Raw genomic sequence first — 12,215 nt, forward strand, 5'->3', positions numbered from 1 at the left:
TAAGCTGCGGGCGTGTCGTCCAGTTCCCGCCCTCCGGCCCAGCCGCAGTACATCCCGCCGCGCGACCCCGCGCGCGAACCGCGGGCTCGTCGACCGCTGGGCCGGTGGATCGCCGCGCTGGTGGTCGTCGCGATCGCGATCGGCGGCGTCGTCGCCTTCGCCCTCCTGCGCGGCGGGTCCGACGCGCCCGGCACGTCCGACGAGGACCGCATCCGCACGTCGATCGACGAGTTCACGACGGCGTTGCGCGACGGCGATCTCGCCGCGCTGCGGTCCGGCACCTGCGGCCCCCTGGCGTCGTTCTACGGCGGCATCTCCGACGAGGACTTCGCCGCGACGTACGACGCCGCGGTGGCGTCGGGATCCATTCCCGAGATCCTCAGTGTGGACACCATCCAGATCACGCCGGCCGAGGCGCCCGACGTCACCACCGCCATCGCGCAGGTGACGGCCCGCGGGGGGAGCGAGACCGCTCCCTCCCCGCGGACCTTCGACCTGGCCCTCGACGGCGAGACCTGGAAGGTCTGCGCCTGAGAGATCAAGCGGTGTCGACATGCCTGACTCAGGCGGTGTCGACGTGCCTGACTCAGGCGGTGTCGACGTGCCTGACTCAGGCGGTGTCGACGTGCCTGACTCAGGCGGTGTCGACGTGCCTGACTCAGGCGGAGACGCTGCGCCCGGCCGACTTCAGGTCGTTGCACGCCTCGACGACCCGCGCCGACATGCCGGCCTCGGCCTTCTTGAGGTAGCTGCGCGGGTCGTAGGTCTTCTTGTTGCCCACCTCGCCGTCGACCTTGAGGACGCCGTCGTAGTTGGTGAAGAAGTGCCCGGCGATGGGGCGCGAGAAGGCGTACTGGGTGTCGGTGTCGACGTTCATCTTCACGACGCCGTACTCGAGGGCCTCCTCGATCTCGCTCTTGGCCGAACCCGATCCGCCGTGGAAGACGAAGTCGAACGGCTTCGAGCCGGCGGGCAGGCCGAGCTTGTCGGTGGCGACCTTCTGGCCGTCGGCCAGCACGGACGGCTTCAGCTTCACGTTGCCCGGCTTGTACACACCGTGGACGTTGCCGAAGGTGGCGGCCAGCAGGTAGCGCGACCCGGCGTCGCCGGCGCCCAGCGCCTCGACCGTCTTCAGGAAGTCCTCGTTGGAGGTGTAGAGCTTGTCGTTGATCTCGGCTTCGACGCCGTCCTCCTCGCCGCCGACCACACCGATCTCGATCTCGAGGATGATGCGCGCGGCCGCGGCCTTGGCCAGCAGGTCCTTCGCGATCTCGAGGTTCTCGTCGATCGGGACCGCGGAGCCGTCCCACATGTGAGACTGGAACAGCGGGTTCTGGCCGGCGTCGACGCGCTCCTGCGAGATCGCGATCAGCGGACGCACGTAGGTGTCCAGCTTGTCCTTGGGGCAGTGATCGGTGTGCAGCGCGATGGTGACGTCGTACTTCGCGGCGACGACGTGCGCGAACTCGGCCAACGCCACCGCACCGGTGACCATGTCCTTCACACCGAGGCCGGAACCGAACTCGGCGCCACCGGTGGAGAACTGGATGATCCCGTCGCTCCCGGCGTCGGCGAAGCCCTTGATGGCGGCGTTGATCGACTCGGACCCCACGCAGTTGATGGCGGGGAAGGCGAACGAATGTTCCTTGGCGCGGCCGAGCATCTCGGCGTAGACCTCGGGAGTGGCGATCGGCACGGAAAGAACCTCCACGGTGAGCGGGAGCACCTCGGGTCGGGTGCATCGCCTAGCAGTATGGCAACACCGGACGACACGGGTTCGCCCTGCGCCCGACCTACCCGCCGGTAGAGCGCATGCAGGGCGATGTACTCGCGCACGCCGGTAGGGTTGTCGCCGTGCCTACCCTGTCCGCCTCCACCACCGACCTCGCCCTCCTGCCGGGATTCCTCGACCCGGTCAACCTGCTGAACTCGTTCGGCACCTGGGTGCTGGTGGGTCTGCTGCTGGTGGTCTTCATCGAGTCCGGACTGCTGTTTCCGCTGCTCCCCGGCGATTCCCTGCTCTTCACGGCCGGGTTGATCGCGGCGTCGAAGTCCACCGAGGTGGCGCCGTTCGCGCCGCTGTGGGTGCTCATGGTGACCATTCCCATCGCCGCGGTTCTGGGCGATCAGGCGGGCTACTTCATCGGGACGAAGGCCGGCACGGGCCTGTTTCACGACGACGCGCGGTTCCTCAAGAAGAAGTACATCGACGAGTCGCACGCGTTCTTCGAGAAGCACGGCCCCATCACCATCTTCCTGGCCCGCTTCGTCCCGATCGTCCGCACGTTCGCGCCGGTCGTCGCGGGTGCGTCCAACATGCGGTACCGGGTGTTCATCACCTACAACGTGGTCGGCGGCATCGTCTGGGGTGCGGGCGTCACGCTGCTGGGCTACCTGCTCGGCCAAATCGCGTTCATCCGCGACAACGTCGACATCATCTTCCTGCTCATCGTGGCCGTGTCGGTGCTGCCGATCGCGTGGGAGGTGGGCAAGCGCCTGATCTCCTCGCGGCGCACCCCGCTCGGTGAGGCCGTCGACGCGTTCGACGGCAAGCTCGACGGCAAGGTCGAGCCGTCCAAGTGGTCGTCCACCGACTCGGCGCCGTCCACTCCGGCCGCACCGCAGTCGCCCGCCCGCCCCGACGGCGCGAGCTGACCGGGTCGATGACGCAGGACGTTCTCGCCTCGGGCGGACTCGGCTTCCTCGAGTCCGCCGGCCCGACGTTGGTCTGGCTGATCGTGGTGTCCTTCGTGTTCCTCGAGTGCGCGGTCATCCTGGGCCTGTTCCTGCCCGGCGACTCGCTGCTCATCACCGCCGGCATCGGCCTGGCCGGGCACGCCTCGGGTGTCTCGCACGTCTGGGGACTGTCGGCGGGTGCGTTCCTCGCGGCGATCGTGGGCAACCAGGTGGGCTACGTGATCGGCAAACGCACCGGTCACCGGCTGGTCGCGCGCAAGAACGGCAAGTACATCAACGTCGAGAACCTCGAGAAGGTCAACCGCCTGCTCGAGCGGCACGGGTTCTGGGCCGTCCTGGTGGCGCGCTGGATTCCGTGGGTGCGCACGCTGTGCCCGATGGTCGCGGGCGCCGGCAACATGAACCACCGCCGCTACACCGTCGCCAGCACCCTGGGCGCCCTCATCTGGGCGCCGGTGCTGCTGCTGCTCGGCTTCTACTTCGGATCGTGGCTCGACCGGGTGCCGTGGCTGTTCCCGACGGTGCTGACCCTGATGATCGTCTCCATCGTGCTGGGCACGGCGTTCGGGATCTATCAGTACCGCAAGGAGATGCGGCGGCCGGCGGTGACGACCGAGGTCCACGACATCGACGCGTAGGCGGTCGCGTGGAGGCCGACGCGTAGGCGGTCGCGGTGCTGCCGGACGCGTAGGCGGGTCGGTCAGGTGTCGGCGCGGGCCGCGGCCTCGAGCACCATCCACCCGCCGAGCTGGACGGACAGGTCGCGTTCCGGCACCGAGGACGAGACGACGGTCCCGTCGGCGAATCGGGCGATCGACGTGCCGTACGACGGCAGGGTTGCCACCCTCGTCCAGTCGTGGCCGAAGAGCGGCAGCCCCTCGATCGACAGGCAGTTCTGCCACGCGGCCTCGGCGGAGGCGAGAACGATGCCCCGGGCGGTGGCGCGGGCGCGGACGTCGTCCCCGGTGTCGCCGGGCAACGACGTCGCCACGAGGGACAGGTACCGGGCGAGGATGCCGTTGAACAAGCCGCCGTCCCCACCGCCGCCGCCGGTGATGACTCCGTCCTCGGTGAGGTGGTCGGACACCGCGTCGACCAGTCGGTGCACCCGCTCGCGGTGGCGGTCGTCGCCGACGCGCACCGCCAGCTCGGTCTCGGCGCCGAGCACGACGCCCTGGCAGTAGCTGTAGACGGGCGTCTCGAGGCGCCCGTCGGCGTGGATGCCGTCGAGGATCAGGTGCGTGTCGGGGTCGACGAGGGTGGCGTCGATCCAGTCGGCCATCGCCTGCGCGCGCCACGGTTTCCCGGTGCGGGCGAGGAAGATCGCGGCCGGGCCGTTGGCGGGGACGTTGTAGAAGTCGCTCTTCTTCGCCCACCGGATGCCGCCGCCGTGCGCGGGGTCCCACGCCTCGAACAGTTCGGTCTCGAGGTCGGCGATGGCGCGACGGTTGTCCACGAGGTGCAGCCGCTGGGCGCGCTCGAGGGCGAGGCCGAGCCACGCCATGTCGTCGTAGTACGAGTTGGTCCACCCGGTGAGGTTGCGCACGCGATGGGCGCGCGCGATCCGGGTGAGGCGACGACGGCGTCGCGCGGCGGGGGCGCGTTCCTCGGCGTCGACGAGGTTGTCGATCAGATGGGCCTGCCACCAGTAGTGCCACCGGGCGAACGCGCGTTCCCGACGCACCGGCGGCCACGCGACGACCCCCAGCGCGGTCCCCGGCAATCCCCACAGCCGACGCACGTGTCGGGAGATCACGGCCTCCTCGGCGGCGTCCGCGCGGAGGGACCAGCTGTCGTGCATGACCACGATCTTGCCAGCCGCCCGGACGGGGTCGGTCGGCTACCAGGCGCGGCCGAGGTCGGCGTGCTGCCGAACCCAGGCGTGCATCGCGATCCCGGCGGCGACACCGGCGTTGATGCTGCGTGTCGAGCCGAACTGCGCGATGGACACCGTCAGCCGCGACGCCTCCCGCGCGGCGTCGGTGACGCCGGGACCTTCCTGTCCGAAGAGCAGCAGGCACCGGCGCGGCAGGGTCGTCGTCTCCAGCGGGACCGAGCCGGGCACGTTGTCGACGGCGACGACGGCCAGGTCGTGCTCGGCGGCGTGGGTGACGACGCTCGCCACGTCGTCGTGATGGCGAAGGTGCTGGTAGCGGTCGGTGACCATGGCGCCGCGACGGTTCCACCGTCGTCGTCCCACGATGTGCACGGCCGCGGCGCCGAACGCGTTGGCCGTGCGCACCACCGTGCCGATGTTGGCGTCGTTCTCGAAATTCTCGATGGCCACCTCGAGGGGGTGACGACGCGTGTCCAGGTCGGCCACGATGGCCTCGCGGCGCCAGTACCGGTAGGCGTCGACGACGTTGCGACGGTCACCGCCGTCGAGCAGCTCCGGGTCGTACCGCGGATCGGTGGGACGAGGTCCGTCGCGACCGAAGTCCCACGGCGGCGCGCCCCGCGGGTGCTCGCCCCACTCGGTGGCGCCGGCGATGTCCTGACCCTGCGGGTCGGCGGTGTCCGGGTCCACCGATCAGCTGTGCGAGAGGCGGCGGTTGACCTCGCGGGTGAGCCAGACGGGCGAGAAGCGGGACCCCATGGACAGCGCCTTGGACGGCAGGCCCACCGGGAAGTGCACCTTGTGGTAGATCCGCTTGGCCGGCTGCGTGGACTTGAAGATGGCGTCGGCGACGTCCTGCGCGGTGAGCTTGATGCCCAGCGACCCGGTGGTGCCCGTGGTCACGCCCTCGGTCATGGCCGTCTGCACGAACAGCGGCCACATGGCCTTCACGGCGATGTCGTGCTTGTGCCACTCGAGGTCGAGGGCCTCGGTGAGCCCGCGCACGGCGAACTTGGTGGCGCCGTAGGTGGCGAGCTCCGGCTGGCCGTAGATGGCCGACGCCGAGCACAGGTTGACCACCTGCGCGCCGCGGGTCTTCTTCAGGTACGGGAACGCCTCGTGCAGACCGTGGATCACGCCCATGACGTTGATCTCCACCTGCTGCCGGTGCGTCTTCAGATCCTGGTCGGCGAACTCGCCCGCGCGCAGGATGCCGGCGTTGTTGATCAGGACGTCCAACCGACCGCCCGACGCCTCGTCGAACTCCTTCAGCCGCGCCGCGAACTGCTCCGGATCGGTCACGTTCAGCGACCCCGTGGTGGACGTCGAACCCTTGGCGGCGATCTCCTTGGCCAGCGACGCGAGGCCCGTCTCGTCGATGTCGTACGCCCCGACGTGGAAGCCTCCGGCGGCGTACGTCAGCGCGGTGGCACGGCCGATTCCGGCTGCTGCGCCGGTGATGAAGACAGTAGGTTGGGACATGGTTCCGAACAATAGAGGGTGCGCGGCACGGGCGACAGAGCTCCGCCCGAGAAACCTACTGCCGAGTAGCACCGGCCCCGACCGGGAGGAGACGAGTGCCCGTCCACACCGTCGTCGAGTCCCCGATCGGTCCGCTGACCACCGTCCGGGACGGCGCCGCGATCACCGGGCTGTACTTCCCGGCCCACGCTCCCGCCCCCGCGCCCGCACGGCTGGGCGAGCGTGACGACGCCGGGTTCGACGACCTCCGCGACCAGCTCGCGGAGTACTTCGCCGGAACGCGACACGCCTTCGATCTCGAGCTCGCGCCGTCGGGAACCGACTTCCAGGTCGACGTCTGGGGCGCGCTGCGCACCATCCCCTACGGGACGACGTGGACCTACACGGAGGTGGCGACTGCCGTCGGTCGGCCGGGGTCGGTGCGCGCCGTCGCGGCGGCCAACGGCCGCAACCCGCTGTCGATCGTGGTGCCGTGCCACCGGGTGATCGGTGCGTCGGGGTCGCTCACCGGCTTCGCCGGGGGTCTCGAGCGGAAGCGGTTCCTCCTGGACCTCGAGAGCGGCGACCGGTTGTTCTGACGGGGTCCGACATGCCCCGCACGAGCAGCCATTGCGCCGCCGCGTAGGTGACGAGCACCGCGGCTTCGAGGGCGTCGGCCCAGCGGGGTGAGCCGGCCCGGCGAGCCAGCACCAGGGCGTCGGAGATCAGGAACAGGGTGGAGCCCACGGCTGCGCCCCGGGTGCCGTCGGCCCCCAGCACGGCCGTCGTCGCCACCAGCCCGCCGTACGTCGCGGTGACGGGCAGCATGCCGGGAGCGCGTCGTCGGGCGATCGCGACGCCGCCGGCCCACCCGGCCGCACGGGTCGCCGCCACCAGCGGGCGTACGCGAGAACCGGTGCGCCACAACCTCGTCGACCACGCCGACTGCATCACCGCGAAACAGGACGCGCCGAGTCGGACCCGTCGATCGTCGTCGGGCTCGATCATGGCGACGTCGCCCACCGTGGCCGCGGCGAGCCCGATCGCGAGGGTCGGATCGTCGTGCGCCCGGGCGCGGAGGGCGAGGATCGGCATCATCGCCGGCTTGACGACGTACTGCAGCGCCGGGCGGTGGGTGACGGCGCCGAGCACTGTGGCGGCGGTGGCAGCGACGTAGGCGAGGGCGGTGACGTGTCCGACGGCGGCGCGGTCCGGCATGGCGTCACCGTACGCGGAGGAATATCATTAGCGTCGGTAACGTTATGCCGTCTCGTCCCGTCGATCGAGGAGAGAGGAAGCCGTCGTGCACGGATCGGTGAACCAGGAGCAGCAGGGCAGCCTGCTGCAGCAGCCGCGGGCGGTCTGGGCCGTCGCCTTCGCCAGCGTCATCGCCTTCATGGGCATCGGCCTGGTGGACCCGATTCTCAAACCGATCGGCGAGCAGCTCGACGCGACACCCAGCCAGGTGTCGTTGCTCTTCACGTCGTACATGCTGGTCACGGGCATCGCGATGCTGATCACGGGCGTCGTGTCCTCGCGCTTCGGGCCCAAGCGGACGCTGATCGCCGGGCTCGCGATCATCATCGTGTTCGCCGCGCTGGCGGGCTCGTCGTCGACCATCGGACAGATCGTCGGCTACCGCGCCGGGTGGGGACTGGGCAACGCGCTGTTCATCGCGACCGCCCTCGCCGCCATCGTCGGCGCCGCGAGCGGCGGCGTGGCGCGGGCCATCATCCTGTACGAAGCGGCCCTCGGCATCGGCATCGCCACCGGCCCGCTGGTCGGCGGCCTGCTCGGCAGCATCTCCTGGCGCGGACCGTTCTTCGGCGTCGCCGTCCTCATGGCCGTCGCAGTGATCCTGCTCGTGGTCATGCTGCCCGACACGCCCGCACCGGCCCACCGCACGTCGTTGGCCGATCCGTTCCGCGCCCTGCGGCACCGTGGGCTGTTGACCGTCGGCATCACCGCGCTGCTCTACAACTACGGCTTCTTCACCCTGCTCGCCTACACGCCGTTCCCGCTGGACCTCGGCACGTACGCCGTCGGCTTCATCTTCTTCGGATGGGGACTCGCCCTCGCGGTGGCGTCGGTCTTCCTCGCCCCGCGCCTGCAGCGCCGCTTCGGCACCCTGCCGATGATGATGGCCGCGCTGGCCCTGTTCGCCGCCGACCTCGCCGTCATGGCCGCGTTCACCGAGTCCAAGCCGGTCCTGATCGTGTGCGTGGTGCTCGCCGGACTCTTCCTCGGCGTCAACAACACCCTCATCACCGAGACGGTCATGGTGTCCGCGCCCGTCGAGCGGTCCACCGCGTCCGCGGCCTACAGCTTCGTCCGCTTCGTCGGCGGCGCCGCTGCCCCGTACCTGGCCGGCAAGCTCGGCGAAAGCCATGCGTCCCTGCCGTTCTGGATCGGCGCGGCCTGCACCGTTCTCGCGATCGGCGTGCTGTCGACCGGTCGCCGCGTCCTCGCGCACGTGGACGAGCACGAGCCCGCCCCGCACAGCGTCGACGAGGCGCGGGCGGTGACGGTGGGCGACTGACCGTTCCCGCTGTGGAGTCTCGGCGTCGGGTGTTCCGAGCCGGGACTCCACGTTCAGGCGACGAGGCGGTAGCGGTGGAGAGCCGCGCCGCTGGGGAACTGCCGGAGTTCGAGCGGCTCGAGCCGCTGGGGCGGAGTGCCGTCGAACAGCCGGGCGCCCGGTCGGTCGAATCGTGAAGTTCGAGCCTCGGAATCCGGGGCCCGGAGTTCACAATTCCCTGGTCGGCCTCGGATCCACAGTCGAGGTCATGCCACATGGGCACCATCCGCCCCTTTATTCCCTTTGGTAACCATTCGGTGACGATGTAATCCTCGGGTAAAGGTTCACCCCGACCGGCAGGTACGTTTCCACGTGGTCGGGGGACCACGCACACACCGTGCCCGTAGAACCGAGGACTCACTTCATGTCGCAGTCGACACTCCGCTCACGGCGTCGCCGCCTCGCCGCGGCCGGCGCTCTCGCCGTCTCGATCGCCCTCGCCGCGCCCAGTGTCGCTGTGGCGCAGCAGCCTTCGGGTTCGGAGACCACCTCCCCGTCCGTCACCCCCGCCCCGGAGAGCACCTCGAACGAGGCTCCGGCACCGACCGACGAGGCACCTGCCGAGACCACCACGCCCACCACCACCGAAGCCGCGCCGACGCCGCCGGTCACGGGCGCCGTCGTCGTCGACGAGGACGGCAACACCACCATCACCATCGACATCCGCCCGCAGCTCACCGACGAGCAGAAGGCCGCCCTCGACAACGCCGGCAAGGCCACCAAGGCCGCCGCCGAGGCGCTGGCCAAGGCGCGCGCCGTGTTCGAGGAGGCCGTCGCCGCCCTGCGCGACGCCGCCGATCCGGCCGCCGAGGCCAAGGCGGAGGACGCCAAGGCCGAGGTCGAGAAGGCGGAGACCAAAGAGGCGAAGTCGATCGCCGAGCAGGAGACGATCGTCGCCGAAGGTCTCGCCACTCAGGCCGAAGCCGACAAGAAGGCCGCCGACCAGAAGGCCGCGGCAGCGAAGGACGAGGCCGACAAGGCCGCTGCCGCCGCCGAGGCCGCCGCGAAGGACGCGGACGAGAAGGAGTCCGACGCCGAGGCCGGCACCGGTGACCCCACCGCCGCCGAGGCCGCCCGCGCCGACGCCGACGCCAAGGCCGCCGCAGCAGAAGAGGCCCGCACCAAGGCCGACGAGGCCGTGAAGGAGGTGCAGGACGCCGCGGCCGCCGTGGGTGACGCCCTGGCCACCCTCGACACCGCCAAGATCACCGAGGCGCTGCAGTCCGCGCGCGCCAAGGTCGCCGCCGTCGTCTCCGCCGCGGTGAAGGCCGCGTCCGCGCAGATCGCCGCCACCGTCGCCGAGGAGCGCGCGAAGGCCCTCGAAGCCACCGCGAGCGCCGAGGAGAAGGCCGCCGCCGAGAAGGAAGCAGCCGACGCCAAGGCGGCCGCCGACAAGGCTCAGCAGGACGCCGACGACGCCAAGGCCGAGCAGGACGAGGCCGTGGAGAACGGCGAGAAGGAGGAGACCGCCGTCGAGATCGGCGAGGAGACCACCGAGGGCGTGCCGGTCACCGTCGTCGACGAGAACACCGTCTCCGTCGACGCCACGGGTACCCAGCTCATCGGTGTCTTCACCGAATCCGACGCCGGCCGCACCTTCCATGCGGTCGACTACTTCACCACCGACGCCGACGGCAATCCCGCTGTGGCGGGCCAGCTTCCGGCCGTCAGCCTCGCCCTCGGCGACGGATCGACGACGACGGCAGCCGGCTCGTCCGACTCGAACTCGTCCGTCGTCCCGGCCGTCGTCGCCGGCGTCGTGGTGGTCGGCGCCGCAGCCGCCGGTGGCACGCTGCTGGTGCGTCGTCGTCGCTCGGCGCAGTAGATGAACCGACCGGCCGGCGCGACGGTCGCGGCGCTCGCGTTCGTCGCGCTGGTCGGTTGTGGTGCATCCGACACGACCGGTCCGGTGGCCCCACCGGACCGGTCGCCGGTGGCATCGCAGGTGACGGTGGCGCCGGCGACGCAGCCCGCTCCCCCGACCCACCTCGAACTGCGGGGCGCCGACGGCGCCACGTACCTGAGCACCCCGCTGCACCCCGATCCTGTCGTCCGTGACGCCGACGCCGTGCTGAACCCCGTCGACGAGCGGCCGGCGTGGTGGGGCGAGAGCGGCCTGCCCGGCTCGGCGGAGACCGTCGTGGTTGCGGGGCACAACTATTCGCAGAGCGAGGCGCCGTTCCGCGCCTTGCGGGTGGTGCAGGCCGGGGACCTCGCCCTCCTGGCCACCCCCACGGGGACGCACACCTACCGCGTCGAATCGGTGGGGCCCGTCGCCAAGGGAGCGCTGTTGTCCGACAACGCTCTTCGCGCCCAGGTTCCCGGCCGACTCGTGCTGGCCAACTGCGACGTGCGGGACGGTCGGCCCACCGACGACAACTACCTGGTGGTGGCACAGGCCGTCGTCGACTGAGGGGGCATACTGGAGTGTCCGCGTCAGCCACGACCAGGAGTTCCCCATGCCGACACTCGCCTACGTCATCGCCGGATCCGAAGCCACCGGCGGCGCCGGTCTGCAGGCGGACCTGAAGACCTTCGAACGGCTCGGGGTCTACGGCGTCGGCACCATCACCTGCATCGTCTCGTTCGACCCGAAAGCCGACTGGGGCCACCGCTTCGTGCCCGTCGACGGCGGTGTGATCGCCGACCAGATCGAAGCCGCGACGGCGGCGCACGCACTCGACGTCGTGAAGATCGGGATGCTCGGTACGCCGAACACCGTTGCGGTCGTGGCGGACTCGCTGGGCACGCAGAGCTGGCGGCACGTCGTGGTCGACCCGGTGCTGATCTGCAAGGGCCAGGAACCCGGCGCCGCGCTCGACACCGACAACGCCCTGCGCGCCGACATCCTCCCCCGCGCCACCGTGGTCACCCCCAACCTCTTCGAGGCACAGACCCTGTCCGGCATGGACAGCATCACCACCGTCGACGATCTCGCCGAGGCAGCCCGGCGCATCGCGGACCTCGGGCCGCAGTACGTCGTCGTCAAGGGTGGGGCGGGCCTGCCCGGCGACGAGGCCGTCGACGTGCTCTGGGACGGCACCGACGTGCACGTGTTCCGCGCACCCAAGGTCGGTGAGGAGCGGGTCTCCGGCGCCGGCTGCATCTTCGCCGCCGCCATCACCGCCGAGCTGGCCAAGGGTTCTTCGGTGTACGACGCCGTGCGTGTGGCCAAGGACTTCGCCCACGCCGGGATCGTCGGCCGGGTCACCACCGCCGCCCCCTTCACTGCCGTCGGGTGGCAGGGGTAGGTCCGGGCGGGGTCCAACTCCGGCCCCGACCGGATCCGGTCGGCAGGGCGCTCCGTCCGCAGCGCGCCGCAATCTGCCACCCCATCCCGATCCGCGCGGGCTCCAGGGATCCGCGCCGGTTACAGCTCCAGCGGATCCCTGAAAGTCGCGCGGATCGGGGGCGGTCGGCCGGGCACCCGGTGCGCAGCGCGCCGCAATCCGCTGCCCGTCCAGTCATCCGCCGGTGTTGCAGCTGGCGCGGATGACTGGAAGGTGCGCGGATCAGGCCGGCGGAGTGGGCGCACCCTCGGAAGGTGCCGGCGGGGTCGGCGCACCCTCGGGCGGGGTGGGCGCACCCTCAGGCGGTGCAGGCGGTGCCGGCGCACCCTCCGGAGGCGCGGGCGGCTGACCC

At 70.8% G+C, this 12,215-nt stretch carries 13 protein-coding genes; 8 read left to right on the forward strand and 5 right to left on the reverse strand.

Features of this window, described 5'->3' with window-relative positions; all coding sequences use genetic code 11:
- Positions 1 to 12: 12 nt before the first annotated feature.
- Positions 13 to 534, forward strand: coding sequence for an Rv0361 family membrane protein (locus HQ603_RS17880; RefSeq protein ID WP_222686096.1), 522 nt, complete (start codon positions 13 to 15; stop codon positions 532 to 534).
- 124 nt (positions 535 to 658) lie between these two features.
- On the opposite strand, the gene fbaA is transcribed toward HQ603_RS17880, so the two are convergent.
- The gene (gene fbaA, locus HQ603_RS17885) at positions 659 to 1,696 is read right to left on the reverse strand and encodes a class II fructose-bisphosphate aldolase (RefSeq protein ID WP_222686097.1); all 1,038 of its coding nucleotides are present in this window, start codon (positions 1,694 to 1,696) and stop codon (positions 659 to 661) included.
- 116 nt (positions 1,697 to 1,812) lie between these two features.
- Between fbaA and HQ603_RS17890 the strand changes: the two genes are divergently transcribed.
- Positions 1,813 to 2,655: a VTT domain-containing protein gene (locus HQ603_RS17890; RefSeq protein ID WP_222686098.1), complete on the forward strand. Its 843-nt coding sequence runs from the start codon at positions 1,813 to 1,815 to the stop codon at positions 2,653 to 2,655.
- Positions 2,656 to 2,663: 8 nt separating this feature from the next.
- Entirely contained in the window at positions 2,664 to 3,335 is a 672-nt protein-coding gene (locus HQ603_RS17895; RefSeq protein WP_068151171.1) for a DedA family protein, read from the forward strand.
- Positions 3,336 to 3,397: 62 nt separating this feature from the next.
- On the opposite strand, the gene HQ603_RS17900 is transcribed toward HQ603_RS17895, so the two are convergent.
- Genes HQ603_RS17900 through HQ603_RS17910 form a run of 3 tightly spaced genes read right to left on the reverse strand, consistent with a single transcriptional unit; the run spans position 3,398 to position 6,016 of the window.
- Positions 3,398 to 4,498: a glycoside hydrolase family 76 protein gene (locus HQ603_RS17900; RefSeq protein ID WP_222686099.1), complete on the reverse strand. Its 1,101-nt coding sequence runs from the start codon at positions 4,496 to 4,498 to the stop codon at positions 3,398 to 3,400.
- 39 nt (positions 4,499 to 4,537) lie between these two features.
- Positions 4,538 to 5,224, reverse strand: a complete 687-nt coding sequence (locus HQ603_RS17905; RefSeq protein WP_222686100.1) for a TrmH family RNA methyltransferase — start codon at positions 5,222 to 5,224, stop codon at positions 4,538 to 4,540.
- A gap of 3 nt (positions 5,225 to 5,227) precedes the next feature.
- Positions 5,228 to 6,016, reverse strand: a complete 789-nt coding sequence (locus HQ603_RS17910; RefSeq protein WP_222686101.1) for an SDR family oxidoreductase — start codon at positions 6,014 to 6,016, stop codon at positions 5,228 to 5,230.
- Positions 6,017 to 6,111: 95 nt separating this feature from the next.
- On the opposite strand from HQ603_RS17910, the gene HQ603_RS17915 reads away from it, so the two are divergent.
- Positions 6,112 to 6,594 (forward strand): methylated-DNA--[protein]-cysteine S-methyltransferase, encoded by a 483-nt coding sequence (locus HQ603_RS17915; protein ID WP_308126606.1) that lies wholly within the window; start codon positions 6,112 to 6,114, stop codon positions 6,592 to 6,594.
- On the opposite strand, the gene HQ603_RS17920 is transcribed toward HQ603_RS17915, so the two are convergent.
- The gene (locus HQ603_RS17920) at positions 6,521 to 7,213 is read right to left on the reverse strand and encodes a lysoplasmalogenase (protein ID WP_222686102.1); all 693 of its coding nucleotides are present in this window, start codon (positions 7,211 to 7,213) and stop codon (positions 6,521 to 6,523) included. The genes HQ603_RS17915 and HQ603_RS17920 overlap by 74 nt on opposite strands.
- Positions 7,214 to 7,298: 85 nt before the next feature.
- Here HQ603_RS17920 and HQ603_RS17925 point away from each other — a divergent pair, with 85 nt between their 5' ends.
- The 4 genes from HQ603_RS17925 to thiD all read left to right on the forward strand — a co-directional run bounded on the left by HQ603_RS17925 (position 7,299) and on the right by thiD (position 11,824).
- Complete coding sequence (locus tag HQ603_RS17925) at positions 7,299 to 8,534, forward strand: MFS transporter (RefSeq protein WP_222686103.1); 1,236 nt, start codon at positions 7,299 to 7,301, stop codon at positions 8,532 to 8,534.
- 403 nt (positions 8,535 to 8,937) lie between these two features.
- Entirely contained in the window at positions 8,938 to 10,398 is a 1,461-nt protein-coding gene (locus HQ603_RS17930) for a hypothetical protein (protein ID WP_222686104.1), read from the forward strand.
- Complete coding sequence (locus HQ603_RS17935) at positions 10,399 to 10,986, forward strand: class F sortase (protein WP_222686105.1); 588 nt, start codon at positions 10,399 to 10,401, stop codon at positions 10,984 to 10,986.
- A 46-nt stretch (positions 10,987 to 11,032) separates the two neighbouring features.
- Positions 11,033 to 11,824: a bifunctional hydroxymethylpyrimidine kinase/phosphomethylpyrimidine kinase gene (thiD, locus tag HQ603_RS17940; protein ID WP_222686106.1), complete on the forward strand. Its 792-nt coding sequence runs from the start codon at positions 11,033 to 11,035 to the stop codon at positions 11,822 to 11,824.
- Positions 11,825 to 12,215 lie beyond the last annotated feature (391 nt).

This window comes from Rhodococcoides corynebacterioides, assembly GCF_019834675.1.
GTDB classification, from domain to species: Bacteria; Actinomycetota; Actinomycetes; order Mycobacteriales; family Mycobacteriaceae; genus Rhodococcoides; species Rhodococcoides corynebacterioides_A.

What these genes read in the sequence shown, in the direction of transcription:
- HQ603_RS17890 (WP_222686098.1), top strand. Translation starts at nt 1,813, where the DNA reads ATGCAGGGCGATGTACTCGCGCACGCCGGTAGGGTTGTCGCCGTGCCT.
- HQ603_RS17895 (WP_068151171.1), top strand. Translation starts at nt 2,664, where the DNA reads ATGACGCAGGACGTTCTCGCCTCGGGCGGACTCGGCTTCCTCGAGTCC.
- HQ603_RS17900 (WP_222686099.1), bottom strand. Translation starts at nt 4,498, where the DNA reads ATGCACGACAGCTGGTCCCTCCGCGCGGACGCCGCCGAGGAGGCCGTG.
- HQ603_RS17910 (WP_222686101.1), bottom strand. Translation starts at nt 6,016, where the DNA reads ATGTCCCAACCTACTGTCTTCATCACCGGCGCAGCAGCCGGAATCGGC.
- HQ603_RS17920 (WP_222686102.1), bottom strand. Translation starts at nt 7,213, where the DNA reads ATGCCGGACCGCGCCGCCGTCGGACACGTCACCGCCCTCGCCTACGTC.
- HQ603_RS17930 (WP_222686104.1), top strand. Translation starts at nt 8,938, where the DNA reads ATGTCGCAGTCGACACTCCGCTCACGGCGTCGCCGCCTCGCCGCGGCC.
- HQ603_RS17935 (WP_222686105.1), top strand. Translation starts at nt 10,399, where the DNA reads ATGAACCGACCGGCCGGCGCGACGGTCGCGGCGCTCGCGTTCGTCGCG.
- thiD (WP_222686106.1), top strand. Translation starts at nt 11,033, where the DNA reads ATGCCGACACTCGCCTACGTCATCGCCGGATCCGAAGCCACCGGCGGC.